Source organism: Vibrio sp. M60_M70, from assembly GCF_037162085.1.
Taxonomy (GTDB): Bacteria; Pseudomonadota; Gammaproteobacteria; order Enterobacterales; family Vibrionaceae; genus Vibrio; species Vibrio diabolicus.
In genome coordinates, this window is record NZ_JARLUL010000001.1 from 2,013,847 (window position 1) to 2,038,487 (window position 24,641).

General features: G+C 44.9%; 19 protein-coding genes, 4 tRNA genes, 1 pseudogene and 1 other annotated feature. Of the genes and pseudogenes, 12 read left to right on the forward strand and 12 right to left on the reverse strand.

Features of this window, described 5'->3' with window-relative positions; all coding sequences use genetic code 11:
- Positions 1–17 precede the first annotated feature (17 nt).
- The 8 genes and pseudogenes from P4S59_RS09280 to uvrY form a co-directional block, all read right to left on the reverse strand.
- On the reverse strand, positions 18–2,894 hold the full coding sequence (locus P4S59_RS09280) for a pyridoxal phosphate-dependent class III aminotransferase (protein ID WP_170902992.1): 2,877 nt from the start codon (positions 2,892–2,894) through the stop codon (positions 18–20).
- A gap of 912 nt (positions 2,895–3,806) precedes the next feature.
- Positions 3,807–3,882 (reverse strand) — tRNA-Gly (locus P4S59_RS09285).
- 13 nt (positions 3,883–3,895) lie between these two features.
- Positions 3,896–3,982 (reverse strand) — tRNA-Leu (locus P4S59_RS09290).
- A gap of 77 nt (positions 3,983–4,059) precedes the next feature.
- A tRNA-Gly gene (locus P4S59_RS09295) sits at positions 4,060–4,135 on the reverse strand.
- Between the two features lie 37 nt (positions 4,136–4,172).
- Positions 4,173–4,246 (reverse strand) — tRNA-Cys (locus tag P4S59_RS09300).
- Positions 4,247–4,711: 465 nt separating this feature from the next.
- Positions 4,712–5,269: a CDP-diacylglycerol--glycerol-3-phosphate 3-phosphatidyltransferase gene (gene pgsA, locus P4S59_RS09305; protein ID WP_005394805.1), complete on the reverse strand. Its 558-nt coding sequence runs from the start codon at positions 5,267–5,269 to the stop codon at positions 4,712–4,714.
- Positions 5,270–5,315: 46 nt separating this feature from the next.
- Positions 5,316–7,147 (reverse strand): annotated as a pseudogene (uvrC, locus tag P4S59_RS09310) (excinuclease ABC subunit UvrC).
- A 1-nt stretch (position 7,148) separates the two neighbouring features.
- Entirely contained in the window at positions 7,149–7,793 is a 645-nt protein-coding gene (gene uvrY / locus P4S59_RS09315; protein ID WP_005386783.1) for a UvrY/SirA/GacA family response regulator transcription factor, read from the reverse strand.
- Between the two features lie 427 nt (positions 7,794–8,220).
- Here uvrY and P4S59_RS09320 point away from each other — a divergent pair, with 427 nt between their 5' ends.
- Entirely contained in the window at positions 8,221–10,584 is a 2,364-nt protein-coding gene (locus tag P4S59_RS09320) for a DNA polymerase II (protein ID WP_337168281.1), read from the forward strand.
- On the opposite strand, the gene P4S59_RS09325 is transcribed toward P4S59_RS09320, so the two are convergent.
- Positions 10,581–11,348, reverse strand: a complete 768-nt coding sequence (locus tag P4S59_RS09325; protein ID WP_053808900.1) for a nucleotidyltransferase — start codon at positions 11,346–11,348, stop codon at positions 10,581–10,583. The two genes, P4S59_RS09320 and P4S59_RS09325, sit on opposite strands and share 4 nt — an antisense overlap.
- 194 nt (positions 11,349–11,542) lie before the next feature.
- On the opposite strand from P4S59_RS09325, the gene efpL reads away from it, so the two are divergent.
- Together efpL and P4S59_RS09335 are read left to right on the forward strand one after the other, a co-directional pair.
- The gene (gene efpL, locus P4S59_RS09330) at positions 11,543–12,109 is read left to right on the forward strand and encodes an elongation factor P-like protein EfpL (RefSeq protein ID WP_005376801.1); all 567 of its coding nucleotides are present in this window, start codon (positions 11,543–11,545) and stop codon (positions 12,107–12,109) included.
- Positions 12,110–12,111: 2 nt separating this feature from the next.
- Positions 12,112–12,432, forward strand: coding sequence for an HI1450 family dsDNA-mimic protein (locus tag P4S59_RS09335; RefSeq protein WP_005376800.1), 321 nt, complete (start codon positions 12,112–12,114; stop codon positions 12,430–12,432).
- Positions 12,433–12,618: 186 nt separating this feature from the next.
- Here the strand turns inward: P4S59_RS09335 and rluB are convergent, their stop codons facing one another.
- The gene (gene rluB, locus P4S59_RS09340; protein ID WP_005376798.1) at positions 12,619–13,557 is read right to left on the reverse strand and encodes a 23S rRNA pseudouridine(2605) synthase RluB; all 939 of its coding nucleotides are present in this window, start codon (positions 13,555–13,557) and stop codon (positions 12,619–12,621) included.
- A 545-nt stretch (positions 13,558–14,102) separates the two neighbouring features.
- Between rluB and P4S59_RS09345 the strand changes: the two genes are divergently transcribed.
- Positions 14,103–14,813: a calcium-binding protein gene (locus P4S59_RS09345; protein WP_337168282.1), complete on the forward strand. Its 711-nt coding sequence runs from the start codon at positions 14,103–14,105 to the stop codon at positions 14,811–14,813.
- A gap of 102 nt (positions 14,814–14,915) precedes the next feature.
- Here the strand turns inward: P4S59_RS09345 and P4S59_RS09350 are convergent, their stop codons facing one another.
- Positions 14,916–15,536: an L-threonylcarbamoyladenylate synthase gene (locus tag P4S59_RS09350; RefSeq protein WP_005376791.1), complete on the reverse strand. Its 621-nt coding sequence runs from the start codon at positions 15,534–15,536 to the stop codon at positions 14,916–14,918.
- Between the two features lie 185 nt (positions 15,537–15,721).
- The gene (rnm, locus tag P4S59_RS09355) at positions 15,722–16,579 is read right to left on the reverse strand and encodes an RNase RNM (RefSeq protein ID WP_337168283.1); all 858 of its coding nucleotides are present in this window, start codon (positions 16,577–16,579) and stop codon (positions 15,722–15,724) included.
- Between the two features lie 95 nt (positions 16,580–16,674).
- Here rnm and P4S59_RS09360 point away from each other — a divergent pair, with 95 nt between their 5' ends.
- The 8 genes from P4S59_RS09360 (at position 16,675) to P4S59_RS09395 (ending at position 24,627) form a co-directional block, all read left to right on the forward strand.
- Positions 16,675–16,800, forward strand: coding sequence for a trp operon leader peptide (locus P4S59_RS09360; RefSeq protein ID WP_005376787.1), 126 nt, complete (start codon positions 16,675–16,677; stop codon positions 16,798–16,800).
- Positions 16,747–16,850 (forward strand) — a sequence feature (Trp leader region). It overlaps the preceding gene by 54 nt.
- Before the next feature lie 126 nt (positions 16,851–16,976).
- Positions 16,977–18,542, forward strand: a complete 1,566-nt coding sequence (locus P4S59_RS09365) for an anthranilate synthase component 1 (RefSeq protein WP_337168284.1) — start codon at positions 16,977–16,979, stop codon at positions 18,540–18,542.
- Positions 18,543–18,558: 16 nt separating this feature from the next.
- A complete protein-coding gene (locus P4S59_RS09370) occupies positions 18,559–19,167 on the forward strand; it encodes an aminodeoxychorismate/anthranilate synthase component II (protein ID WP_337168285.1) in 609 nt (202 codons plus the stop codon).
- A 38-nt stretch (positions 19,168–19,205) separates the two neighbouring features.
- Entirely contained in the window at positions 19,206–20,216 is a 1,011-nt protein-coding gene (gene trpD / locus P4S59_RS09375) for an anthranilate phosphoribosyltransferase (protein ID WP_337168286.1), read from the forward strand.
- 13 nt (positions 20,217–20,229) lie between these two features.
- Positions 20,230–21,669 carry a bifunctional indole-3-glycerol-phosphate synthase TrpC/phosphoribosylanthranilate isomerase TrpF gene (trpCF, locus tag P4S59_RS09380; protein WP_337168287.1) on the forward strand — a complete coding sequence of 480 codons (1,440 nt, stop codon included), beginning with the start codon at positions 20,230–20,232 and terminating at the stop codon, positions 21,667–21,669.
- 64 nt (positions 21,670–21,733) lie between these two features.
- Positions 21,734–22,924: a tryptophan synthase subunit beta gene (gene trpB / locus P4S59_RS09385; RefSeq protein WP_337168288.1), complete on the forward strand. Its 1,191-nt coding sequence runs from the start codon at positions 21,734–21,736 to the stop codon at positions 22,922–22,924.
- Positions 22,924–23,730 carry a tryptophan synthase subunit alpha gene (gene trpA / locus P4S59_RS09390; RefSeq protein ID WP_337168289.1) on the forward strand — a complete coding sequence of 269 codons (807 nt, stop codon included), beginning with the start codon at positions 22,924–22,926 and terminating at the stop codon, positions 23,728–23,730. Before trpB ends, trpA begins: the two co-directional genes overlap by 1 nt.
- Before the next feature lie 201 nt (positions 23,731–23,931).
- Positions 23,932–24,627 carry a Crp/Fnr family transcriptional regulator gene (locus P4S59_RS09395; protein WP_337168290.1) on the forward strand — a complete coding sequence of 232 codons (696 nt, stop codon included), beginning with the start codon at positions 23,932–23,934 and terminating at the stop codon, positions 24,625–24,627.
- Positions 24,628–24,641: the final 14 nt, after the last annotated feature.

Sequence of the window (24,641 nt, forward strand, 5' to 3'; positions counted from 1 at the left end):
GTTTTCCGTTACCTTTGTTAAACTAGCTCTGCCGCTAGCGTATTGATTTTTGAGAGCAAAGATTCAAAGTCCGCCGTCGTCAGACACGGGTTCAAAATCGTAAATTTAAGCGCGGTTTTATCGTCGACAATGGTTTCACCCAATACCGCGATACCGCGTGTTAACGCTTCTAAGCGCAACGTTTTGTTCAGTTCGTCAAGATCCGCTGATTCATGTGTCGCGCGGAACAGAACCGTAGATAGCGATGGTTCAGCCAACAACTCAAAGTGTTTGTTATCTCGAATCATGTCCGCAACTTCAAGCGTCTGATCAAGTAAATGATCGTACATATCACCTAGGGCTTTTGGCCCCACGCTTTGCATCGTCATAAACACTTTGAGCGCATCAAAACGCTTAGTTGTAGCAATAGACTTATCCACCAAGTTCGGTAGTTCGTCGTGTTCGCGGTTCAAGTAGTCTGCGTGATGAAGCAGGAATTTAAAGTTAGACTTGTCATTCACCAACAGCGCGCCACAACTGATGGTTTGGTAAAACAACTTGTGGAAGTCTACGCTGATGGAGTGTGCACGCTCACAACCTTTCAGACGGGCTTTTTGGCTACTTAGAATCAGAGCTCCACCGTATGCACCGTCGACGTGCATCCACATGTCATGTTTCGCTGCCATATCGGCGATAAAGTCTAGGTCATCAATAGCACCGTGATCCGTTGTGCCCGCTGTGCCGACAATTGCAAATGGGATCAAACCTTCTGCTTTTGCCTGATTTAGAACTTCGTCTAACTTAGTGACATCCATCGTTCCATCGGCATTAGCATCGACGGTCATAACCGCTTTTTCACCCAACCCCATCCAAGACGCTGATTTTTGAACCGTGAAGTGGGATTTTTTCGAACATACAATACGCAGCTTGTCTGCGTATTCAGGAAGGCCAAGCTTTTGAATTGAGTGCGCACTGAGTTTGTCAGCAATCCAATCACGCGCAAGCATCAAACCCATTTGATTACTTTGCGTGCCGCCGCTCGTGAAGATACCGTCCGCTTTTTCACCTAACTCGTATTTATCGCATAGCCAGTTCACAACTTTCTGTTCAACATAAGTCGCTGATGAAGCTTGATCCCATGAGTCCATTGATTGGTTCAAAGCCGCAATCATTGCCTCTGCGGCAATAGCAGGCATCAACGGTGGAGTATGAAGGTGAGCGATACAATCTGGATGTTGAGTAAAAATCGCGTTTTTCGCGACCAACTCGGCTGCATCATCAATAACCGTTTTGAGAGGCGCATTTTTATTGTCAAGATCAACAGCATGGATCGCTGCTTCCAATGCTTTTGGATCCATACCTGAGTATGGTGCAGCAACCTGTTCAAACACTGATTTCATTGCTGTCGTAGTGTGATTCATCACCGAAGCAAACTCATTGCTGCCCAACTCTCCAGTGTGGATGAAATGCTTCTTCCATTCATCTTGTGGCTGAGTTTCGATGTGACTACCGCCTGCTGCTAAAATCGCGTCTTCAAATACACGTAAAGCAAAGTCGATTTGCTCAAACGAGATGATAAGAGGAGGAAGGAAGCGAATTACTGCACCTTCACGTCCGCCTTTCTCAACGATCAAGCCACGCTCAAGTGCTGCGCGTTGAATGGAAAGAGTGAGTTCACTATCCGCTTGAGGTTCGCCAAATTTATTGAGCTCACCGTTTGGATTTTTAATCTCCACACCAAGCATCAAGCCTTTGCCACGTACTTCTGCGATACAGTTCACGCGCTTTTGAATGCTTTCAAGACCATAGTGCAAATACTGGCCCGCAATATTGGCATGCTCAACCAGATTGTCACGCTGGATGATTTCTAATGCTTTCGCACCAGAGACCATGGCTAACTGATTGCCACGAAACGTACCTGTGTGTTCGCCCGGCTTCCAAGTATCATGCTGCTTGTTGATAACCAATAGCGACATTGGTAAGCCACCGCCAATAGCTTTTGATAAACACAGGATATCTGGAACAATTCCCGACTCTTCAAATGCGAAATTGTAGCCAGTTTTACCAACACCACACTGGATCTCATCGAAGATCAGTAAGATACCGTGTTCATCACAAATACGACGTAACTCTCGCAGCCAGAATGCTGGCGCAGGAACAACACCACCCTCACCTTGCACTGGCTCAACGATGATCGCAGCAGGCTTCATAATGCCCGATTCATCATCGTTTAAAAGACGATCGATATAACGAATGCTTGCTTTCGCACCTTCATCACCGCCAAGCCCAAATGGACAACGCAGATTGTATGGGAAAGGCATAAAGTGCACATCTGACATTAAACCAGTTCGACGCGCTTTCGTACCTAGGTTGCCCATCATGCCCATTGTGCCGTTAGTCATACCATGATATGCGCCACGAAAAGCAAACATGGTGTTGCGACCAGTAGTCTGCTTCGCGAGTTTGATCGCGGCTTCAACTGCATCGGCTCCAGACGGACCACAAAATTGGATAACGCTGTTCTCACTTAACTCTTGAGGAAGAAAAGATTTAACAGATTGAATAAACGTCGTTTTTGCTGATGTTGCAATATCTAGCGTCTGATATGGCAGACCCGAATCTAATTGCTCTTTCAGAGCTTGGTTTATTTCAGGATGGTTATACCCCAAAGCTAGAGTGCCCGCCCCCGCAAGGCAGTCTAAAAAGATCTGTCCACGTGTATCTTCAACCAAGCAACCAAAAGCTTGTTTGATTGCGATTGGCAAGCGACGTGGATAAGAACGCACTTCAGATTCATGCTCAGCCTGATCAATCAATACTTGATCTGGCGTTAAGTCATACGTTCCCTCAACGATAGGAACCTGAGACGAAAAAATGTTTGCGATATTGCTATCGACTTCAAAGGCAGTGCTCATACTACATAATCCCTTGAATTATAATAATTCTATATCCTGTATTAATAATCATTGGAATGAAGTTACAGGAGGTGTGTATACCCCTCCGCATTTGTCAGTGCAAAATGACAAATACAGATCATCTGTCACGATATTCGTGACTTTATATGTAAAAGGGATTAATCAAGGTTCCGTAATGCACCCGTTTTGTAAAACAGGACATTTCGGCAGTATGAAGCTGATTAGTGTGTGTTTATTCAAAGGTTTCAATGTTGGGTTTCCCATTAATATGCCGCTTTTACAGCATTAGTATCCCGTCTATCGACAAAAGGCTTTGCCGATACCTACCCTACGCAGTGTCACAATCAGCTTGAATGGTCACTACGCGTATCCCCCAGAGATCAAACGTTGTTAATTACGCTCCGAGATTGCGCGCGAATTTATCACAAAATAAAATCTTCTGGCAACGATTTTTCATATTAGTAACAGTGACGCAAATCACAACAAAGTTCCCCCTAGTGATATTTGTACATTCATACTCATCTACAACGCTTTTCTTCTTTTCTCAAATACCTGTTAATTAAACAAATATCCTTACAATATCAGCGCCATGAACCAAAACGGTTTATGAACATACCACTCTTTAATCGTAGAACATTATTTTCAGTATCCAAGGCATTTAACAGAGCTAGTATTTACGTTACTGCTCAGCCTAAATCGATGAGTCTTTATTCACAGAACTTTGATTGACTAAACTTAAACTAGTCGGATAGGTATGGCCATGAAGTGACGTTGCTATGGCTAAAATTAACAAGGAGTTAAGTTAGTAAGCTGAAGGAGCTCAGTGCTTAAAGAAATACATCGCGAAGAAGAAATTTAAGATTTTAAGAAACACAAAAAAGGCCCAGCATTTTTTATGCTGGGCCTTAAACCTGGAGCGACACACGAGGTTCGAACTCGTGACCTCAACCTTGGCAAGGTTGCGCTCTACCAACTGAGCTAGTGTCGCATTTAATATGAGATGGTGCCCCGGGCCGGACTTGAACCGGCACAACGCGAACGTCGAGGGATTTTAAATCCCTTGTGTCTACCAATTCCACCACCAGGGCACACAAATATTCTTTGTGATGCCTTTACAGAAAAGTAAAACACCATCTGATACCGCTAACGCCATATCAATAAAATTTGGAGCGACACACGAGGTTCGAACTCGTGACCTCAACCTTGGCAAGGTTGCGCTCTACCAACTGAGCTAGTGTCGCATTTATTCTCGAAAGCTATTCACTCTCAAAAGAATAATGGAGGCGCCTCCCGGAGTCGAACCGAGGTCCACGGATTTGCAATCCGCTGCATAGCCACTCTGCCAAGGCGCCTAATCTGTGAATAAAGCTAAGCTTTTTTTCACCACCCTACTGAGCTGTGCTCTCTTGGGTACGGGATGCATTCTACGGATTCGAGCGATCGAGTCAATACTATTTTTATTTTTTTAAATCGTTTGACTAGAATTTGTGCGAAAGACTGTAGATTGCTTAGTTTTAATACTAAAAATCGCTTAAATACACTTGTTTATCATAAAACTTTGGCTACGCCTTACACTGATGGCCGTGCGTTACGTGTATTGAAGCGTTAATAATCAGGAGGCTCGCTTCTCTGAGACTCTCCAAGGGCGAAAACAAGACTTAGATCACATATGGAACTCTATCGAAGCAAAAGCCCCAGATACAAATTTCAAGCATGACTGTTAGCAAGCATTGAAAAACGTGAGAAGCAAAGAAATGCTGTAGATTATCTTAGATACAAAAAAGCAGGCTATTAAGCCTGCTTTCTAATATCAGAATTTAATGATGCTCTTCATTCAACAGATCGTCTTTCGCAGCTGCTAAATATTGAATCATTGACCAGTACGTCAAGAAAGTTGCCACATACAAGGCTGCAAAGCCTAGCCAAACCATCCATTCATCGTAACGCCATATCAACACCCATAAGGCGAACATTTGCGAAACAGTTTTTACTTTGCCAACCCAAGATACCGCAACACTGGCTCGCTTACCGATTTCAGCCATCCATTCTCGCAATGCTGAGATAATGATTTCTCGCGCGATCATCGTTACCGCAGGAATGGTCACCCAAATTGAATGGTAATGTTCCGTGATTAAAATCAATGCCGTTGCCACTAGCACTTTATCAGCAACAGGATCAATAAACGCACCAAAACGAGAAGTTTGGCCAAGTTTACGGGCCAACATACCGTCAAGCCAGTCAGTAAAACCCGCTACCCAAAACACCATTGCTGCTGCAAACGGTGCCCATGAATAAGGTAGATAAAAGACAACCACAAAAACAGGGATTAGGAACAGTCTAAGAAGAGACAGAATGTTCGGGATATTCAAACGCATTTTATTATTCTCTTACACATTGCGGCTTAATGTTGCGCGATTTTCCTTATTGTTTCAATGCTTGGAAAATAATTTCTGCTAAAGAGTGACTTATTCCCGGTACTTTGGCGATTTCTTCGACACTTGCACGTTTAAGTTCTTGTAACCCACCCATGTACTTGAGTAACGCCTGACGTCGTTTAGGGCCAATTCCCTCAATCCCTTCAAGTGCACTAGTACGTCTGGTTTTACCTCGCTTAGCACGATGCCCCGCTATAGCATGGTTATGGCTTTCATCACGAATATGTTGAATAAGGTGCAGCGCTGGATCATCGCTTGGTAAATGAAACTCGTCCCCATCGACTGTAATCAGCGTTTCTAAACCTGGTTTGCGAGTAACGCCTTTTGCAATACCAATCATGATGGGACGCTTTGGCCAATCTCCCCAATATTGCGAAATGATGTCATGCGCACGATTTAACTGGCCTTTACCACCATCGATAAAGATGATGTCGGGAATTTTCTCTACGTCCAATTGCTTCGAATAACGGCGCTCCAACGCTTGTCCCATTGCAGCGTAATCGTCACCACCAGTAATCCCAGTGATGTTATAGCGACGATACTCCTGCTTAACGGGGCCTTCATTGTTGAACACCACACACGATGCAATCGTACTTTCCCCCATGGTATGGGAGATATCAAAACACTCCATTCGAGCAATAGACTCCAACTTCAATGTTTCGCGAAGCGCATGAAAACGCTGATTAATCGTCATCTTGTGATTGATTTTGGTGGTAATCGCCGTTAGTGCATTCGTGTTCGAAAGCTTGAGATACCTTGCTCGAGAGCCAGTTGGCGAGGTATGGAAATGAACCTTACGACCTGCCACTTCACTTAACGCTTTCTGTATTGGCGCAATATCTTCTGCCAACTCTTGATTCAAAATAATACGAGAAGGAATCGTGCGCGCTTCGTTATGGCTCAAATAGTATTGAGTCAGAAAACTATCGAACACTTCCTGCTGGCTTGTATTTTGTGGGATTTTCGGAAAATGGCTACGGCTACCAAGCACTTTACCTTGGCGTATCATTAGGATATGAATACACGCAATACCATTCTCCTGAGCAAACCCTAGTACATCCATATCATCCATGCTGTCTTCTGAGACATACTGCTGCTCTTGAACACGTCTAATCGCTTGGATTTGATCGCGAAATTTAGCGGCATCTTCAAAGCGCAGTTGCTGACTGGCAACTTCCATTTTCTCGATCAGTTGTTTGAGTACTTGCTGGTCTTTGCCTTGCAAAAACATGCGCACAAAGCCAACCAGCTCTGCGTATTCTTCATCAGAAATGATGGTATCAACGCATGGCCCTGCACAACGGCCAATTTGGTACATCAAACATGGGCGCGTTCGGTTGGAATAGACGGTGTCTTCACACTGACGCACAGGAAATATCTTTTGCAGCAAATGCAATGTTTCTCTTACTGCACCAGAATCTGGGTAGGGGCCAAAATATTCACCTTTGCGCTTCTTGGCGCCACGGTGGATAGAAAGCCGTGGGTGCTTATGACCGCTAATAAAGATATAAGGGTAAGACTTATCATCTCGCAGCAAAACATTGTATTTCGGTAAATACTGCTTGATGTAGTTATGCTCTAAGATGAGCGCTTCTGTCTCAGTGTGAGTCACTGTGACGTCAATTTTGGCGATATTACTGACAAGCGCGCGAGTTTTCTCACTGTCTACTTTTTTCGAAAGTAGCTTGAAAGGCGCTTTTTTAGGTCTTTGGCTTTACCTACATAGATGACAACAGCTTCGGCGTTGTACATTCTGTAAACGCCGGGCTGATGAGTTACTGTCTTGAGAAAGGAAGCCGAATCGAAGGGAGGATTCACGCTAAAGGGTCTCGGTGTCCAGCATTCCGTGGCGAATCGCTAAGTGAGTTAACTCAACGTCACCATTAATGTCCAATTTACTAAAGAGTCGGTAGCGATAGCTGTTGACTGTCTTTGGACTTAAATTAAGTTGCTCAGAAATATCCGTTACCTTTTGGCCTTTGGTGATCATAAGCATGATCTGCAATTCACGTTCGGATAAGTCTTTAAAAGGGTTCTCAGAGGCTGGAGAAAATTGACTCAATGCCATCTGCTGCGCAATCTCTGGTGAGATGTAACGCTGCCCACTATTAACTACACGAATCGCATTCACCATTTCATCAGGGCCAGCACCTTTGGTTAAATAACCAGACGCACCTGCCTGCATCACCTTGGTTGGAAACGGGTTTTCTGTATGAACGGTAAGTACGATGATTTTCACATCAGGATTCACGCGAAGAATTTTTTTAGTGGCTTCCAAGCCACCAATTCCTGGCATGTTCATGTCCATTAAAACGACGTCAGCATGATTACTGCGACACCATTTTACTGCATCTTCACCGCTGTCAGCTTCTCCTGCTACGTTCATTCCACGGACGTCTTCAATAATACGTCGTATCCCTGTGCGAACCAGCTCGTGATCATCTACAAGGAAAACATTTATCAAACTTGTATCTCCACACTTTGTATTGGTTCTGCACCCACATAACCATTATTTGTTAAATGTGGATATCAGTATGACTGCCTATATACTAACGTAATCGACAAAAAATTGCTTTCTATGAATATGTGCTGAAACGCAAACTTTAGCAAGAACTTATTCATAAACCACTCTATTATTTTAGAGCGTGATGAGCAGAACCGAAATCTAAGAAAAGACAATTAACAACATTAAGTACAATAAATCAAGTAACTAGGTTTCATATTGCCCAGAGAAACACGCTATAACTTAAAGTGACACTGTCCCTCTTGCACCAGAGGTTAACTTGTAATCACTAATTCCAGCAAAAATTTGAACCGTTTTCTTTACTGGTTATTTTTACAGTTCTTAATGTTAAACTAGCGTTCTTCAAGTTTTCTAAGGTTTCTCACATTTGAATATCCAACAAGGCTTTCTGCTTACTCGACAGGCGCGAGACATCAAAGGTCAAACTCAAATCGAGCTGTGGCTTTCGACAGAAGCAGGTCCTACTCAGTTACTTATTAATGGTGAGAAGCCAGTATTTTTCATCGCTCAGAAACACTCAGAGCAAGCAAAAACACTCGCGCGAGAAAAAAACATACCCGTCGACATCCGCTTTTTGGATCTCAAAACGTTTGAACATACGCCTCTTTCTGCATGCTATACCAACGTAACCAGAGACGCTCTCACACTTAAAGACACGTTCGCTCAAAAAGATATCACCACTTACGAAAGCGATATTCGCCTCGCCGATCGCTACCTCATGGAGCGTTTTATTAAAGGTAGTATTGAGTTTACAGGCAATGTGACTCGTACCAATGGCTACCAACGCGTCCAGAACGCAAAATGCCGTACGGGGCAATATGAGCCGAAGTTAAACGTTGTCTCGTTAGATCTAGAATGCTCTGAGAAAGGCATTCTTTACTCCATCGGATTAGACAGCGTCATGGATTCCCGCGTTATCATGATCGGAGAACCAGAACCTTCGGAGACACCGATACAATGGGTTAAGGATGAAAAAGCGCTTCTAGAAGCACTCATCGTTTGGTTTAAACAATTCGACCCCGATGTCATTGTCGGTTGGAGTGTCATTGATTTTGACTTTCGTCTGCTACACAAACGAGCAGAATGGCACAACATGAAGCTAATGCTTGGTAGAGCAGACCAAGCCAGCTTTTTCAGAAGTTCATCTCAAAGCCAACAAGGGTTTATTTCCATTCCCGGGCGAGTTGTAATGGACGGTATCGATACGTTAAAAACGGCGACTTATCACTTTCGGTCTTGGTCATTAGAGTCTGTATCTCAAGAACTCTTGGGGGAAGGGAAAGAAATCCACAACGTTCATGACCGCATGGATGAGATCAATCGTATGTACCGCTCCGACAAACCATCGCTGGCTAAATATAATTTACAAGACTGCGTGTTAGTGAATAAGATTTTCAATCACACTCACCTGCTCGACTTTGCAATTGAACGCTCTCGCCTCACTGGTGTAGAACTGGATCGTGTAGGCGGTTCGGTTGCAGCATTCACAAACCTATACATGCCTCAGATACACCGAGCAGGCTACGTTGCCCCAAACCTACACCCTGAAAATTGGATTGCGAGCCCCGGCGGTTACGTGATGGACTCCATCCCTAACCTATATGATTCCGTTTTAGTATTGGACTTTAAGAGTCTATATCCATCGATTATTCGCTCTTTCTTGATTGATCCTATGGGTTTGGTTGAGGGGTTATTACTCGATATTGGAAAAGAAGATAATCAGGCTGTTCCTGGCTTTCGCGGTGGACAGTTCCATCGTACGAAACACTTTTTACCAGAAATGATTGAAAAGCTTTGGGCAGCACGTGATGTTGCAAAGAAGAACAATGAAAAAGCTTTTTCTCAGGCAATCAAAATCATCATGAACTCGTTTTATGGCGTACTGGGGTCATCGGGATGTCGTTTCTTTGATACTCGGTTAGCTTCTAGTATTACCATGCGCGGACATGAAATCATGAAGCAAACTAAGGTGCTGATTGAGGAGCAAGGCTATCAAGTGATTTACGGCGATACGGATTCCACATTCGTGTCGTTGAATCGACCATACAGTCAAGTAGAAGCTGACGCTGTTGGAAATCAATTAGTTGATTACATCAACTCTTGGTGGCAAGAACACCTGCGTTCTGAGTACAACCTAACATCTATGTTGGAAATCGAGTATGAAACCCATTATCGCAGATTCCTTATGCCAACGATTCGTGGCGCAGAAACTGGCTCGAAAAAGCGCTATGCGGGTTTAATCGGTGAAGGAGAGCAAGAACGGATTGTATTTAAAGGGTTAGAAAGTGCCCGTACTGATTGGACCTCGTTAGCACAGAAATTTCAAAATACACTCTATAGCATGATTTTCCATGGTGAAGATCCAAGCGACTATGTCCGAGAGATGGTTGAGAAAACTAACAACGGTGAATTTGATGAACAGTTGGTGTATCAAAAACGACTGCGCAGAAAACTGCATGAGTATCAGAAGAACGTCCCGCCACAAGTGCGTGCAGCTCGTTTAGCGGATGAGATAAATGCCAAGCTTGGACGCCCATTACAGTATCAAAACAAAGGACGAATTGAATACATTATAACCGTGAACGGTCCTGAACCTTATGAGTACCTCAATAGCCCGATTGATTATCAACATTACATTGATAAACAACTCAAACCCGTTGCAGATGCGATTCTCCCTTTCATTGGGACGGATTTTGACAGGCTTTCAGCACCACAAATGGGGTTGTTTTAACCGATACGAAACTCTGTTTTCTGGTACTGTTTGACTAACCAATCACCAAACGCATCAATTAGCCCGATAACAGAACGCTTGGGAATACCCCGGCCAGAAAGTAAAATTTCTAGCCGCTCGATCTCAAGCTGCTTTTCAGGATGATAAGTTAAGAATACCTTGCCACATTGTATAGGGTCATCAAACCAACGTTTATCTCGATACATCACCAAAGAGTATGACGCTCTTAGTAACTTTTTAGCAATCACGCGCTGGGCGGCCACCTGCTCTTCTATCGTCTTCGCTTGTACGATTTTTTTGCGATACACCGTAATCCAATCTTCCACATCCATATTCCAGTGCTTAGCAATTTCCCAACTTGGAACGTAATCACCAAAACAGTCTGCCAGATCATCACCATAGACGCAGACACAGCAATGCTTAAGCATAAAGCCCCAAGTGAAAATACTATCTAAATTAGCTACTTCGCTCACTAAGGCTGTACGGACCGATACACCATTAACTTGAGGGTAACTCTGCTGCGCACGCCACTTAATTGTGTTGAGCAAAGTCGCGCGATTGTGCTCAAAAGACGATTTAGTAACGACAACCAGGTCTAAGTTCGACCTCCCAGCGACCGCTGTTTTGCGAGCGACGCTACCATACACATAAACGCTGTGTAAGTTTTGCCCCAGTCCACCTTTGAGACAAGCGGTGACTTCTCTAATTAAAGGCGCAAACTCTGGTTGAAATGGTTGTTTAGGATCGATAACAGGCAGAGACATGACTTAAAACGTGATCTCAGATGGTTCAAGAAGTTGAGCTATATGTTCTCTTAGCCGACTCACTGAATCAAGTCCATTCAGGTGTTTAGTCATGGGAGTAACAACAAATTTCTGCAATGAATTTTAATGCTAGGCGGCTAACTTAGCGCTATAATCACCGAGTTTTGCTTAATAAGTATGAATAGGAATATACAATGCCAAAGGCAAGTGAAATCAAAAAAGGCTTCGCAATCGAGTCTAATGGTAAAACTCTTCTAGTTAAAGACATCGAAGTAACGACTCCTGGCGGTCGTGGCGGCGCTAAAATCTACAAAATGCGTTGTACAGATCTAAACACGGGCGCACGTGTAGATGAGCGTTACAAGTCTGATGACGTTGTTGAAACGGTAGAAATGAACAAACGTGCAGTTGTGTACTCATACGCTGACGGCGATGAGCACATCTTCATGGATAACGAAGACTACTCACAATACACATTCAAGCACAATGAAGTTGAAGACGACATGCTGTTCATCAACGAAGATACACAAGGTATCCACATTATCCTTGTTAACGGTGCTGCTGTGGGTATTGAACTACCATCTTCTGTTGAGCTAGTGATTGAAGAAACTGACCCGTCAATCAAAGGTGCTTCTGCATCTGCTCGTACTAAACCAGCACGCTTCGCTTCAGGTCTTGTCATCCAGGTTCCTGAGTACATTGCAACTGGTGACCGTGTTATCATTAACACAGCTGAACGTAAATACATGAGCCGAGCATAAGCATGTCTGATTTGATTTCTTACGACGACGTCATCGACGCAGCGTACGACATTTTCCTTGAAATGGCTCCAGATAATCTAGAGCCTGCTGACGTGATTCTGTTTACTGCGCAATTTGAAGATCGTGGTGCCGCAGAACTTGTTGAAACTGGTGATGACTGGGTTGAACATGTTGGCTTCGAGATCGACAAAGAAGTATATGCAGAGGTTCGTATCGGCCTAGTAAATGAGGAAAATGACGTTCTTGATGACGTATTTGCTCGTATGCTAATCAGCCGAGACCCTGAACATAAGTTCTGCCATATGCTTTGGAAACGCGATTAACGTTTCTTCATCATGATAAAAAATACCAGCCTAGCGCTGGTATTTTTTTATCTGCTGTTTTTGTTTAGCTGCGATATTTGTTTATCCAAACACCCTTCTCTATATCGGCTTTAGATCCTTTCGCTATGTAACAGATAAGAAAAAGGCTTGCCAAGTTGGCAAGCCTTTCTGATGTTTTGCTATCGATTAACGATGCTTGTTACGTGCACCTTGATCACCAGCGGTCTTCTTCGGCTTACGACGAGAAGGGTTGTTGCTGCGACCTTTTGGCGTGTTAACACGCTCTTCATGGCGCTTAACTGCGCGACGAATTTTTTGGCTGCGTGCACGCTCACGTTTGCGTGACGTGTTGTCTTTGTTCAGATCAAGCATGGTTTCTTTCTCTGGACGAAGCTCTACAAGCTCACGCAAGTAGTTTACTTCTTTCAGGTCAAGCTCCATCCAACCGCCACGAGGCAGTTTCTTGTCTAAGAAGATGTCGCCGTAACGAACACGTTTCAGACGACTAACGGTACACTCTTGCGATTCCCATAGTCGACGAACTTCGCGGTTACGACCTTCGTTGATAACAACGTAAAACGTGTGGTTCATGCCTTCACCACCCGCGTAAACAACATCTTCAAAGCGAGCTAAACCGTCTTCCAGTTCAACACCTTTTACTAGATTACGAACTTTCTGTTCAGTTACTTCACCGAACACACGTACTAGGTATTCACGTTCAACTTGGCGGCTTGGGTGCATTAAGCGGTTCGCCAGTTCACCATCCGTTGTGAAAAGCAGAAGACCAGAAGTGTTCGCATCCAGACGACCAACTGAAATCCAACGAGAGCCACGAATTTTTGGCAGACGATCAAAAACAGTACGACGACCTTCTGGATCGTGACGAGTACACAGTTCACCCTCGGGTTTGTAGTACGCAAGTACACGACAAATCACTTCTTCTTGAATCTTTGCAGAGACAATGTGACCATCGATACGAACTACGCTGCTCTCGTCTTCAAGTCTTTCACCAAGCTTAGCGACTACACCGTTCACGCTAACGCGACCAGATTTAATTAACGATTCAATCTCACGACGAGAACCGTGACCAGCACGTGCTAATACTTTTTGTAACTTTTCGCTCATTTATCTACCTATGTGTCGTCTTCACAGACGTCTAGACCAGGATTGGTCTGTATTTTGCTAATTACCCATTTCAGTGGGATTTTTCGGTCCGACATTATACGTAACTTTCTCAGTTAATGTAAGCTAAATCGGCGCCATTCTCCACACCCAAAATTCACTTTAGAACGTCGAAAATATTTACTCTATTCTGCAACTTTTTTCCTACTTAATACTGATATTCCCCAGCGAGAATCCCACTAATATCGGTCTTCCCGAGCCACTTTAACCATGCAGTACCTGATAAAATTGTCAGGGTTACAACAATAACCACTTGGGGTGTGTTTACTGTTCGTATTGCTAGAAAGCAACGAAGAATAAGCCGTCCCTGTTTGCTGCTAAGTAATACCAATCATCGTGGATAAATGAGCACTCATAGCAAGAAAGAAGCATCGGTAAGTCACTATTTACTATTAAAAATGACACTAACGTTATCGTGTATTTTAACTAGCTAGATTAGCTCTGCATTTTCGGCGATTGGCATAAATCAGACAAAAAGGAATAGAACAATGTCTATGCTAAATCTAGACCTAAATTGGATTTTTGGGACATCTCAAGATGACGATATGACCGGTACAAAAGGGTCTGAAACAACCGATATTTTCTTCGGCTTCTGTGGTGATGATAAGTTCGTAGGATACGGAGGCAATGATGTTGTCTTCGGGGGCTGGGGAGACGATACCTTGCTCGGTGGCCGAGGGAACGACTTTGTTTCTGGCGGCTTTGGCAACGACTTCCTATCGGGCGGATTAGGAAATGACAAGCTCTTTGGTGGTTGTGGCGATGATACAATTTTTGATTACTCAGGCAACAACTACTTGAGTGGGGGTTGGGGTAACGACACGCTCGTCGTTGGCGATGGTGAATCAGTACTGAGCGGCGGCTGTGGAGACGACACTTTCGTGCTTACAAACCGCCTGGCTATTGGTGTACCTGATCAGCCAGTATCTTCCAACAATATTGATGTCAAAGCCGACATTGTCGATTTTAATATTTTCCATGACAAACTTGTCTTTGATATGGGCCGAGACACTGATAACGATGGCATTCGAGATACGTTCTTGGATTCAGCGGATGATCTGACTTTATCTTACAATGAGTGTGGCTGGGCAGTATTCTCAAGTGATGAATACAATGTTGAAGTGACACTAAACGGTGTGAGCTCTGCATACATCAACTATGCTGAACAAAATGGTATCGACATTTTCGATTTCGCTTAATCTCAAACAGTTAAGTTCAATGAGATATTCGATATGACAACTAAAATAGGAGGCGCGATGCCTCCTATTTTGTTTGACGGTGGTGTACGCCTATTAGTCGAATTATTCGAATGGTGCCGGGTCACCTGATCCCAAACGCACCACAACAGGTTCACCTTCGCTAAAGTCAATGACGGTCGTAGGTTGTTCACCTAAGTAACCGCCATTAAGAATCACATCAACCGCATGTTCTAGTTTATCGCGAATATCTTCCGGATCAGACTCTGTTACGTCACTGCCAGGTAGGATCAACGACGTAGACATCATCGGTTCACCTAATGCTTCCAACAAATCCAAGGCAATTTGATTGTCTGGAACACGGATACCGATGGTCTTACGTTTTGCATTCATCAAACGACGCGGCACTTCTTTTGTGCCTTTGAAGATGAAGGTGTAAGGACCTGGTGTGTTATTTTTCAGCAGTCGGAATGCAGAGTTATCCACTCGCGCATAGAGAGAAAGTTCCGACAAATCACGACACAGTAATGTAAAGTTATGCTTATCATCCAAACGACGGATCTGACAGATTCGTTCCAGTGCCTGTTTGTTCTCCAACTGACAGCCAAGTGCATACCCTGAATCGGTAGGGTACACCACAACGCCGCCGTTACGAATGATTGCTACTGCTTGATTAATCAAGCGAGCCTGTGGGTTTTCTGGGTGAACGTAAAAAAACTGGCTCATTGTAATTCCTCATTATCGAGCCTCTCGGCTCTATATTCTTATGTGGAGCTTGAATGCCGCCTTGTTGTGCTTTATCAAGTGACTTCAAGATTCAAAGTGTTGTTCAGTTGCAACGACAAGGAAAGCCACATTAATACCCAATATACACTTTCCAGTTATTTGATACTGAAACCCACGCTTTGAGGTTACTTTGATATATCCAACGAAGGATCAATACCCCAATCTTTCCAAACTGGTTCGACGCCTGCGGGCAACCAAAGGTTCCTTCCTAGCTCCATCCAAGGGGATGGGTAGTGAAAATCACTGCCTTGAGACGCTAATAGTTTGTATTGTATAGCATAATCAGCCAAGTTGCGCCTTTCTTGTTGCGCTTGCTGTGGCTGTGCAACTTCCATCGCATCGCCGTTTGCTTCTACAAACGCTGCTAGAAGACGCTTAATCCACTTCGCTGTCAACTTATATCTTCCAGGATGCGCTAATACCGCCAAACCACCAGCAGCATGGATAGCATCAACCGCATCTTTCATCGAGCACCAATTCGGTGGTACATAACCTGGGTTATTACGCGTTAGGTATTTTTTAAACACCATTTGCATGGTTTTTGCGTAACCATTATCCACCAACCATTTCGCGAAGTGCGCTCTCGTAATAGGCGCATCACCGGCGATCTGCCTTACTTCTTCGAGCACACCTTCCCGAGTTGCTTTTTGTAGTCGCTCTGCAATCAACTCTGACCTTGTTATGCGGTGCTGCTTCTGCTGCTCGATGAGGGCGGATAATTGTTCATTTTCCGGATCGATATTCAAGCCGACAATATGAATGTCTTTGTTTTGCCAGACAGTCGATATCTCAATGCCGTTGATGATTTTGATCGGCAAGTTATTGTCTTGAACGTGTTGCTTGGCTAACGCCAAGCCGTCAACCGTATCGTGATCAGTGATCGCCAAAACCTCGATATCAAAACTCAGCGCCCTTTCCACTAAATCTTTAGGCTCTAACCGACCGTCCGATGCAGTGGTGTGACTATGTAAATCAATTCTCATATTTTTATCGTTTTAATGCTGTTTTGGGGTTGACTTTTTACTCTCGCACTAGTTAACTAGTACACAAATACAAAGTACGTAATTTAAGGTTCACCATGTTACAAGAATTTAACCAAAACCAAAAAGCGAAAGTTGCGGTTTGTCTTAATAAGGCAAACTCATCAGATCTTGCTTGGTGGCGCACTTGGACTAGTTCTTGGTGGGCAAACGTATACTTCTAGTTTATAGAACCAAACGTTGTAAAGCCCGCTACTTAAGCGGGCTTTTTTGTTTTGTTGCTCATTTCACATTCAACTGCCTAAACATTAATCGAATATGGCTAACTCTAGATTGGGAGAACGTTTGCTTTATGCGACTATGTACGGCAGGAAGATTTAGACAGCTACAAGGAGGTCTTGTGAATAAGGCCATAGAAATCAAGAAACTTGGATGCCTAGAAGTATTAAAGACTTCGGTTCCTTACACTCAAGACCCAACACGTTTGTTCCATACCATTTGTGAGAACAAAAGAGATAGCTTGCTTCTCGAATCCGCTGAAATTGATTCGAAACAGAATCTAAAATCACTTTTAATCGTCGATTCAGCGGTGCGCATCGTTTGTTACGGCCACACTGTAAACATGCAGGCGTTAACCAACAACGGTAAAAACCTACTGTCTCACCTAAACCAGAACATCCGTGGTGACGTTGAGAGTAAGTTCGATGGCGAAACGCTGACTTTGGAGTTTAGCCAGCCATGCGACACGTTAGATGAAGACTCTCGACTACGTGAAGCTTCTTCTTTTGACGCTCTACGTTTAGTGCAACACAGCTTCGATATTTCACAGCAAGACAAACACGCGATTTTCCTTGGCGGTCTGTTTGCCTACGACTTAGTCGCAAACTTCGAGCCGCTTGGTAATGCAGAAGCAACCAATCAATGTCCAGATTACGTTTTCTACGTAGCGGAAACACTACTTGTTGTCGACCATCAAACGGAATCTTGCCAGCTTCAAGCTACATTGTTTGTGGATGATTCAGAAAAACTAGCGCTAGAGACTCGCATTGCAGAAATCTGTGCACAATGCGCAGCGCCAAAACTGCTGCCAAATGCAGAGCAAATAACAGATGTAACGGTAGAGCCTAGCGTGTCTGATGCAGACTTCTGCCAAACTGTTCGCGACTTAAAAGAGTTCGTAGTGAAAGGCGATGTGTTCCAAGTTGTACCATCTCGCCGATTCACTCTACCTTGCCCTTCTCCACTCGCGGCTTACAAAGAACTGAAACAAAGTAACCCAAGCCCTTACATGTTCTACATGCAAGATGAGCTGTTCACTTTGTTTGGAGCATCACCAGAAAGCGCGCTTAAGTACGAAACCGACACCAACCAAATTGAAATCTACCCAATTGCAGGCACACGTCGCCGTGGTAAACGCCCGAATGGAGAGATCGATTTCGACCTAGATAGCCGCATCGAACTTGAACTGCGCACCGACATGAAAGAAAACGCAGAACACATGATGTTGGTTGACTTAGCACGTAACGACGTCGCTCGTATTGCTCAAGCTGGCACTCGCCACGTAGCAGACCTACTAAAAGTCGACCGCTACAGCCACGTAATGCACTTAGTATCTCGTGTGGTTGGTCAACTGCGTGAAGACCTAGACGCCCTGCACGCATACCAAGCTTGTATGAACATGGGCACGCTCACTGGCGCACCAAAGATTCGTGCAATGCAGTTGATTCGCGATGTAGAAGGCGCACGACGCGGCAGCTACGGCGGTGCTGTGGGTTACCTTACCGGCGAAGGTACACTCGACACATGTATCGTAATTCGCTCAGCTTACGTTGAGAACGGCATTGCTCAAGTTCAAGCTGGTGCAGGCGTTGTGTTCGACTCTGATCCACAAGCGGAAGCAGACGAAACGCGCGGCAAAGCACAAGCGGTAATCTCTGCTATCCAAGCAGCGCATAAGTCACAATAAGGAATAGGGTTCAGAGATGGCTAATATCATTTTTATCGACAACTTTGACTCGTTCACCTACAACCTTGTGGATCAATTCCGCTCGCTAGGTCACTCAGTCAAGATTTACCGAAACAACATTCCAGCAAAAACCATTGAACAAGCAGTGAATGAGCTTGAGAACCCTGTGGTACTGCTATCGCCAGGTCCTGGTGCGCCGTCTGAAGCAGGCTCAATGCCAGAGCTAATTCAATTGCTGAAAGGCAAAGTTCCTATGATTGGTATTTGTCTTGGTCACCAAGCAATTGTTGAAGCTTACGGCGGTACCGTTGCTGGTGCAGGCGAAATCATTCACGGTAAGGTGTCTATGGTGGAGCACCAAAACCATGCGATTTACCAAAACCTACCATCACCACTTGCAATTGCACGTTACCACTCGTTAGTTGCAACCAAGGTTCCTGAGAGCCTAACCATCACAGCAGAAGTGGATGATTTGGTCATGTCTGTTGTACATGAAGAAGATAAAGTTTGCGGGTTCCAGTTCCACCCGGAATCTATTATGACGACCTACGGAGCGACACTGTTGGCCAATGCCATTGAATGGGCACTCGAAGCACAAACTTCAGTGAATTCCCTCACTGCTTAAAAAAGCGCTTGGCACATAAGAAATTTAGGAGAGGAAATATGGAAGCAATCATCAACCCTATTATTACCAAGTTGTACGAGCAAGAGTCACTGACTCAGGAAGAGAGCCAACAACTGTTCGACATCATCATCCGTGGTGAACTCGATCCGATTTTGATGGCATCAGCGCTGACTGCACTAAAAATCAAAGGCGAAACGCCAGATGAAATTGCGGGCGCGGCGAAAGCACTGCTGGCAAACGCAAACCCATTCCCTCGCCCAGATTACGATTTCGCAGATATCGTAGGTACTGGTGGTGACGGTCACAACACCATCAACATTTCAACCACTGCGGCGTTTGTTGCAGCAGCATGTGGTCTAAAAGTAGCGAAACATGGTAACCGCAGCGTTTCAAGCAAATCTGGTTCTTCTGACCTTCTTGATTCATTTGGTATCAACCTAGCCATGAGCGCAGAAGATACGCGCAAAGCGGTAGACGACCTCGGTGTTGCTTTCCTATTTGCACCTCAATACCACGGTGGTGTGCGCCATGCGATGCCAGTGCGTCAAACCATGAAAACACGCACCATCTTTAACATTCTTGGCCCACTGATTAACCCTGCTCGTCCTAATATCGAATTGATGGGCGTTTACAGTGAAGAACTGGTTCGTCCTATCGCAGAAACCATGCTACAAATGGGTATGAAGCGCGCCGCTGTAGTACACGGCAGTGGCTTGGATGAAGTAGCGATTCACGGTGAAACAACCGTTGCCGAAATCAAAGACGGTAAGATCACAGAATACAAACTAACGCCTGCAGACTTCGGTCTAGAAGCACACCCACTAGAAGCGATCAAAGGTGGCGATCCTGAAGAAAACAAAGCGATCATTACCAATATTCTGACAGGTAAAGGTACAGACGCACAATTGGGCGCAGTGGCAGTGAACGTAGCTCTGCTAATGCGTCTATTCGGCCACGAAGATTTAAAAGCCAACACGCAACAAGCGATTGAGGCAATGAATTCAGGCAAGGCGTACCAATTGGTACAACGACTTGCCGCACACGCTTAAGGAATTGAAGAAGATGACTGACTTCAACACTCAGCAAGCTGACAACCTGTCTGAACACGTTTCTAAGAAAGAAGCAGAAATGGCAGAAGTACTGGCGAAAATTGTCCGCGACAAATATCAGTGGGTAGCAGACCGTAAGGTGTCTCAACCGCTAAGCACATTTCGGTCTGATTTGCAGCCATCGGACCGCAGCTTCTACGAGGCTCTGAGTGGCGAAAAGACGGCATTCATCACCGAATGTAAGAAGGCATCTCCTTCTAAAGGTTTGATTCGTGATCACTTCGACTTGGATTACATTGCAACGGTTTACAACAACCATGCCGATGCCATTTCAGTCCTAACAGACGAAAAGTACTTCCAAGGTAACTTTGACTTTCTTCCTCAAGTGCGTGGTCAAGTCAAACAACCGGTTCTGTGCAAAGACTTCATGGTAGATACCTACCAAGTTTACCTAGCGCGTCATTACAGCGCTGATGCCGTGCTACTGATGCTTTCAGTCCTGAATGACGAAGAGTACAAAGCGCTAGAAGAAGCGGCACACAGTTTAAACATGGGTATTCTGACCGAAGTAAGCAACGAAGAAGAGCTTCATCGTGCCGTTAAGCTAGGCGCACGCGTTATCGGCATCAATAACCGTAACCTTCGCGACCTAAGTACTGATTTGAATCGTACTAAAGAACTGGCACCAACAATTCGTGAACTGGCTCCTAACGCAACAGTAATCTCAGAATCTGGCATTTATACACATCAACAAGTTCGTGATTTAGCGGAATACGCAGACGGCTTCTTGATTGGTAGTTCGCTGATGGCGGAAGACAACCTAGAGCTTGCAGTACGCAAAGTCACGTTGGGTGAAAACAAAGTCTGTGGCTTAACGCATCCAGATGACGCAGCAAAAGCATATCAAGCTGGTGCGGTATTTGGTGGCCTGATTTTTGTCGAGAAGTCGAAGCGTGCAGTTGACCTTGAAAGTGCTCGCTTAACCATGAGCGGTGCTCCACTTAACTACGTAGGCGTTTTCCAAAATCACGATATCGATTTTGTTGCTTCTGTCGTGACCTCTTTGGGTTTAAAAGCGGTGCAACTGCACGGTCAAGAAGACCAAGCTTACGTAAACCAACTCAAAGCCGAACTGCCAGCAGCGGTAGAAATTTGGAAAGCTTACGGCGTGACTGATGCGAAGCCAGAACTACTTGCAGACCACATTGACCGCCATCTATTAGATGCTCAAGTTGGCACCCAAACTGGCGGAACTGGTCAAGTGTTCGACTGGTCACTGATCGGTGACCCAAGTCAAATTATGCTAGCAGGCGGACTGTCGCCAGAAAATGCTCAACAAGCGGCGACACTAGGTTGCTTGGGGTTAGATTTAAACTCTGGTGTAGAAAGTGCACCAGGCAAAAAAGATTCACAGAAGTTGCTTGCGGCATTCACCGCCATTCGCAACTACTAAAGCTGGATATCAGCTAAAAAATTTAAAGCTATTCGTAGCGAAAAATACGAGAAGGAATATAACGATGGCAAAACTGAATGCCTACTTTGGCGAATACGGCGGTCAGTACGTTCCGCAAATTCTAGTTCCAGCACTGGAGCAACTAGAGCAAGCGTTTATCGACGCGCAAGAAGATCCAGAATTCCGCAGCGAATTCATGACACTTCTTCAAGAGTATGCGGGCCGTCCAACGGCTTTGACTCTAACTCGTAACCTAACTAAAGGTACGAAAACCAAACTGTACCTAAAACGTGAAGACCTGCTTCACGGTGGTGCCCACAAGACTAACCAAGTGTTGGGTCAAGCGCTACTTGCGAAACGCATGGGCAAAAACGAAATCATCGCTGAAACTGGCGCAGGTCAACACGGTGTTGCAACCGCACTAGCGTGTGCACTGCTTGGTCTTAAGTGTCGCGTTTACATGGGGACAAAAGACGTTGAGCGTCAAAGCCCGAACGTATTCCGTATGAAACTAATGGGTGCAGAAGTCATTCCTGTCCACTCGGGTTCAGCAACGCTTAAAGACGCATGTAACGAAGCGCTGCGCGACTGGTCTGCAACTTATGAAGATGCGCACTACCTACTAGGTACAGCGGCAGGCCCTCACCCATTCCCAACCATCGTGCGTGACTTCCAACGCATGATTGGTGAAGAAACGAAGAATCAGATTTTGGCACGTGAAGGTCGTCTTCCTGACGCCGTTATCGCGTGTGTGGGCGGTGGTTCAAACGCGATTGGTATGTTTGCTGACTTCATCGAAGAAGAAAGCGTTCGCCTAATTGGTGTTGAGCCAGCAGGTAAAGGTATCGATACCGACCAACACGGCGCACCGCTTAAACATGGTAAAACGGGTATCTTCTTTGGTATGAAAGCGCCATTGATGCAAGATCCAAACGGCCAAGTAGAAGAGTCTTACTCGGTATCCGCTGGCCTTGATTTCCCTTCAGTAGGTCCACAGCACGCACACCTAAACGCAATTGGCCGTGCAGAATACGACAACGTAACTGACGACGAAGCGCTCGAGGCATTCCAAGAACTGGCTCGCAGCGAAGGGATCATCCCAGCTCTAGAGTCTTCTCACGCTCTAGCTCATGCATTGCGCATGGCTCGTGAGAATCCTGAGAAAGAACAACTATTGGTCGTAAACCTATCTGGTCGTGGTGACAAAGACATCTTCACCGTACACGCCATCCTAGAAGAAAAAGGAGTGATTTAATGAGCCGTTATGAGAAGATGTTTGCGCGTCTAAACGAAAAAAACCAAGGCGCATTTGTACCGTTCGTAACGGTTTGCGATCCAGACGCAGAACAATCTTACAAGATCATGGAAACCCTCGTTGAGTCTGGCGCAGACGCCCTTGAACTTGGTATTCCATTTTCAGATCCGCTTGCAGATGGCCCAACCATCCAAGGCGCTAACATTCGTGCGCTAGATTCAGGCGCTACACCAGATATCTGCTTCGAACAAATTGGTAAGATCCGAGCTAAATACCCAGATCTGCCTATTGGCCTTCTGATGTACGCGAACCTTGTTTACTCTCGTGGTATCGAGAACTTCTATGAGCGTTGTGCAAAAGCAGGCATCGATTCTGTTTTGATTGCAGACGTACCAACCAATGAAAGTGCAGAGTTTGTTGCAGCAGCAGAGAAGTTTGGTATTCACCCAATCTTCATCGCACCACCTACAGCCAGTGACGAAACACTGAAGCAAGTATCAGAACTGGGTGGTGGCTACACTTACTTGCTTTCTCGTGCTGGCGTGACAGGTGCAGAAACCAAAGCAAATATGCCAGTTGGTCACATGTTAGATAGATTAAACCAGTTCGATGCACCACCAGCGCTGCTTGGCTTCGGTATTTCTGAACCAGCACAGGTGAAACAAGCAATAGAGTCTGGCGCAGCAGGGGCCATCTCCGGCTCAGCTGTGGTGAAAATCATTGAAGCGAATGTCGAGCAGCCACAAATTATGCTCGATAAACTTGGTGATTTTGTGTCAGCGATGAAAGCTGCCACTCAGAAATAATTTCCATTTGATGTAACGCTATAGCGCCCGCTTAACATTCTGTTTAGCGGGCGTTTTCTTGTATGGCGTTTATACCATATCATTTTTTATTCAACGCCCGCACTTTCCAAACCAATCTAAAGCAGAGCAATCAAAGAGTGATAAACTTTGCCACTTAACCAGCACAAATAATAGCTAGAGCAGGATGCAGTAAGGTTGCACATGGAAGAAGTCAAAGCATTATTAGCCAAATGTCCTGTATTATCAGGGCTGCCCGAGAAAGGACTTAGTGAAGCAGCACAAATAGCTAAAGTTCGCTGTTTCGACGAAAAAGCACTGATTTGCAATAAAGGGGAACCTCAATCTTCTCTTATGGTCATTGCACAGGGTGCCGTACGAATTAATTCGATGAGTTCAAAAGGCAAAGAAGTCACATTAATGATTTTCGAGGCAGGAGGCTGGTTTGGAGACAATGTTTTTTCTCCCGGCATGCCCCGTATTTTTGGCGCAACCGCGCATTCGGGCGTGACCTTACTGGAACTACCTGGTGATAAATTTCGCAAATTACTCGCCAAATATCCTCAAAGTTACCCTACGATTCTCGACTTACTTAGCCGCCGCTTATGGTCTGCCATTTCTGTTATCGAAGATGATGCGATTAGAGGAATCGAAGAGCGGATTGCAAGAAGGTTGCTGTTGCTTGCTGAATACCAACACAACCAAGCTATCAATACTCAGCCGTGTGTCGTGAGAGTGACTAGAGAGCATATCGCCAACATGATGGGGCTAACTCGTCAAAGTGTTCATAAAGTACTAAAAAACTTAGAGAGTATTGGGATGCTAGAACTGAAATATGGTTCAGTGACCATTACCAATCCAAAACGCTTAGAAGCACACATAAAACAACTCGAACAATAGAGTAAACAGATAGT

Coding starts and splice junctions, on each gene's coding strand:
- P4S59_RS09280 (WP_170902992.1), bottom strand. CDS start 2,894: ATGAGCACTGCCTTTGAAGTCGATAGCAATATCGCAAACATTTTTTCG.
- pgsA (WP_005394805.1), bottom strand. CDS start 5,269: ATGCGTTTGAATATCCCGAACATTCTGTCTCTTCTTAGACTGTTCCTA.
- P4S59_RS09325 (WP_053808900.1), bottom strand. CDS start 11,348: ATGTCTCTGCCTGTTATCGATCCTAAACAACCATTTCAACCAGAGTTT.
- efpL (WP_005376801.1), top strand. CDS start 11,543: ATGCCAAAGGCAAGTGAAATCAAAAAAGGCTTCGCAATCGAGTCTAAT.
- P4S59_RS09335 (WP_005376800.1), top strand. CDS start 12,112: ATGTCTGATTTGATTTCTTACGACGACGTCATCGACGCAGCGTACGAC.
- rluB (WP_005376798.1), bottom strand. CDS start 13,557: ATGAGCGAAAAGTTACAAAAAGTATTAGCACGTGCTGGTCACGGTTCT.
- P4S59_RS09345 (WP_337168282.1), top strand. CDS start 14,103: ATGTCTATGCTAAATCTAGACCTAAATTGGATTTTTGGGACATCTCAA.
- P4S59_RS09350 (WP_005376791.1), bottom strand. CDS start 15,536: ATGAGCCAGTTTTTTTACGTTCACCCAGAAAACCCACAGGCTCGCTTG.
- rnm (WP_337168283.1), bottom strand. CDS start 16,579: ATGAGAATTGATTTACATAGTCACACCACTGCATCGGACGGTCGGTTA.
- P4S59_RS09360 (WP_005376787.1), top strand. CDS start 16,675: ATGTTACAAGAATTTAACCAAAACCAAAAAGCGAAAGTTGCGGTTTGT.
- P4S59_RS09370 (WP_337168285.1), top strand. CDS start 18,559: ATGGCTAATATCATTTTTATCGACAACTTTGACTCGTTCACCTACAAC.
- trpD (WP_337168286.1), top strand. CDS start 19,206: ATGGAAGCAATCATCAACCCTATTATTACCAAGTTGTACGAGCAAGAG.
- trpCF (WP_337168287.1), top strand. CDS start 20,230: ATGACTGACTTCAACACTCAGCAAGCTGACAACCTGTCTGAACACGTT.
- trpB (WP_337168288.1), top strand. CDS start 21,734: ATGGCAAAACTGAATGCCTACTTTGGCGAATACGGCGGTCAGTACGTT.
- trpA (WP_337168289.1), top strand. CDS start 22,924: ATGAGCCGTTATGAGAAGATGTTTGCGCGTCTAAACGAAAAAAACCAA.
- P4S59_RS09395 (WP_337168290.1), top strand. CDS start 23,932: ATGGAAGAAGTCAAAGCATTATTAGCCAAATGTCCTGTATTATCAGGG.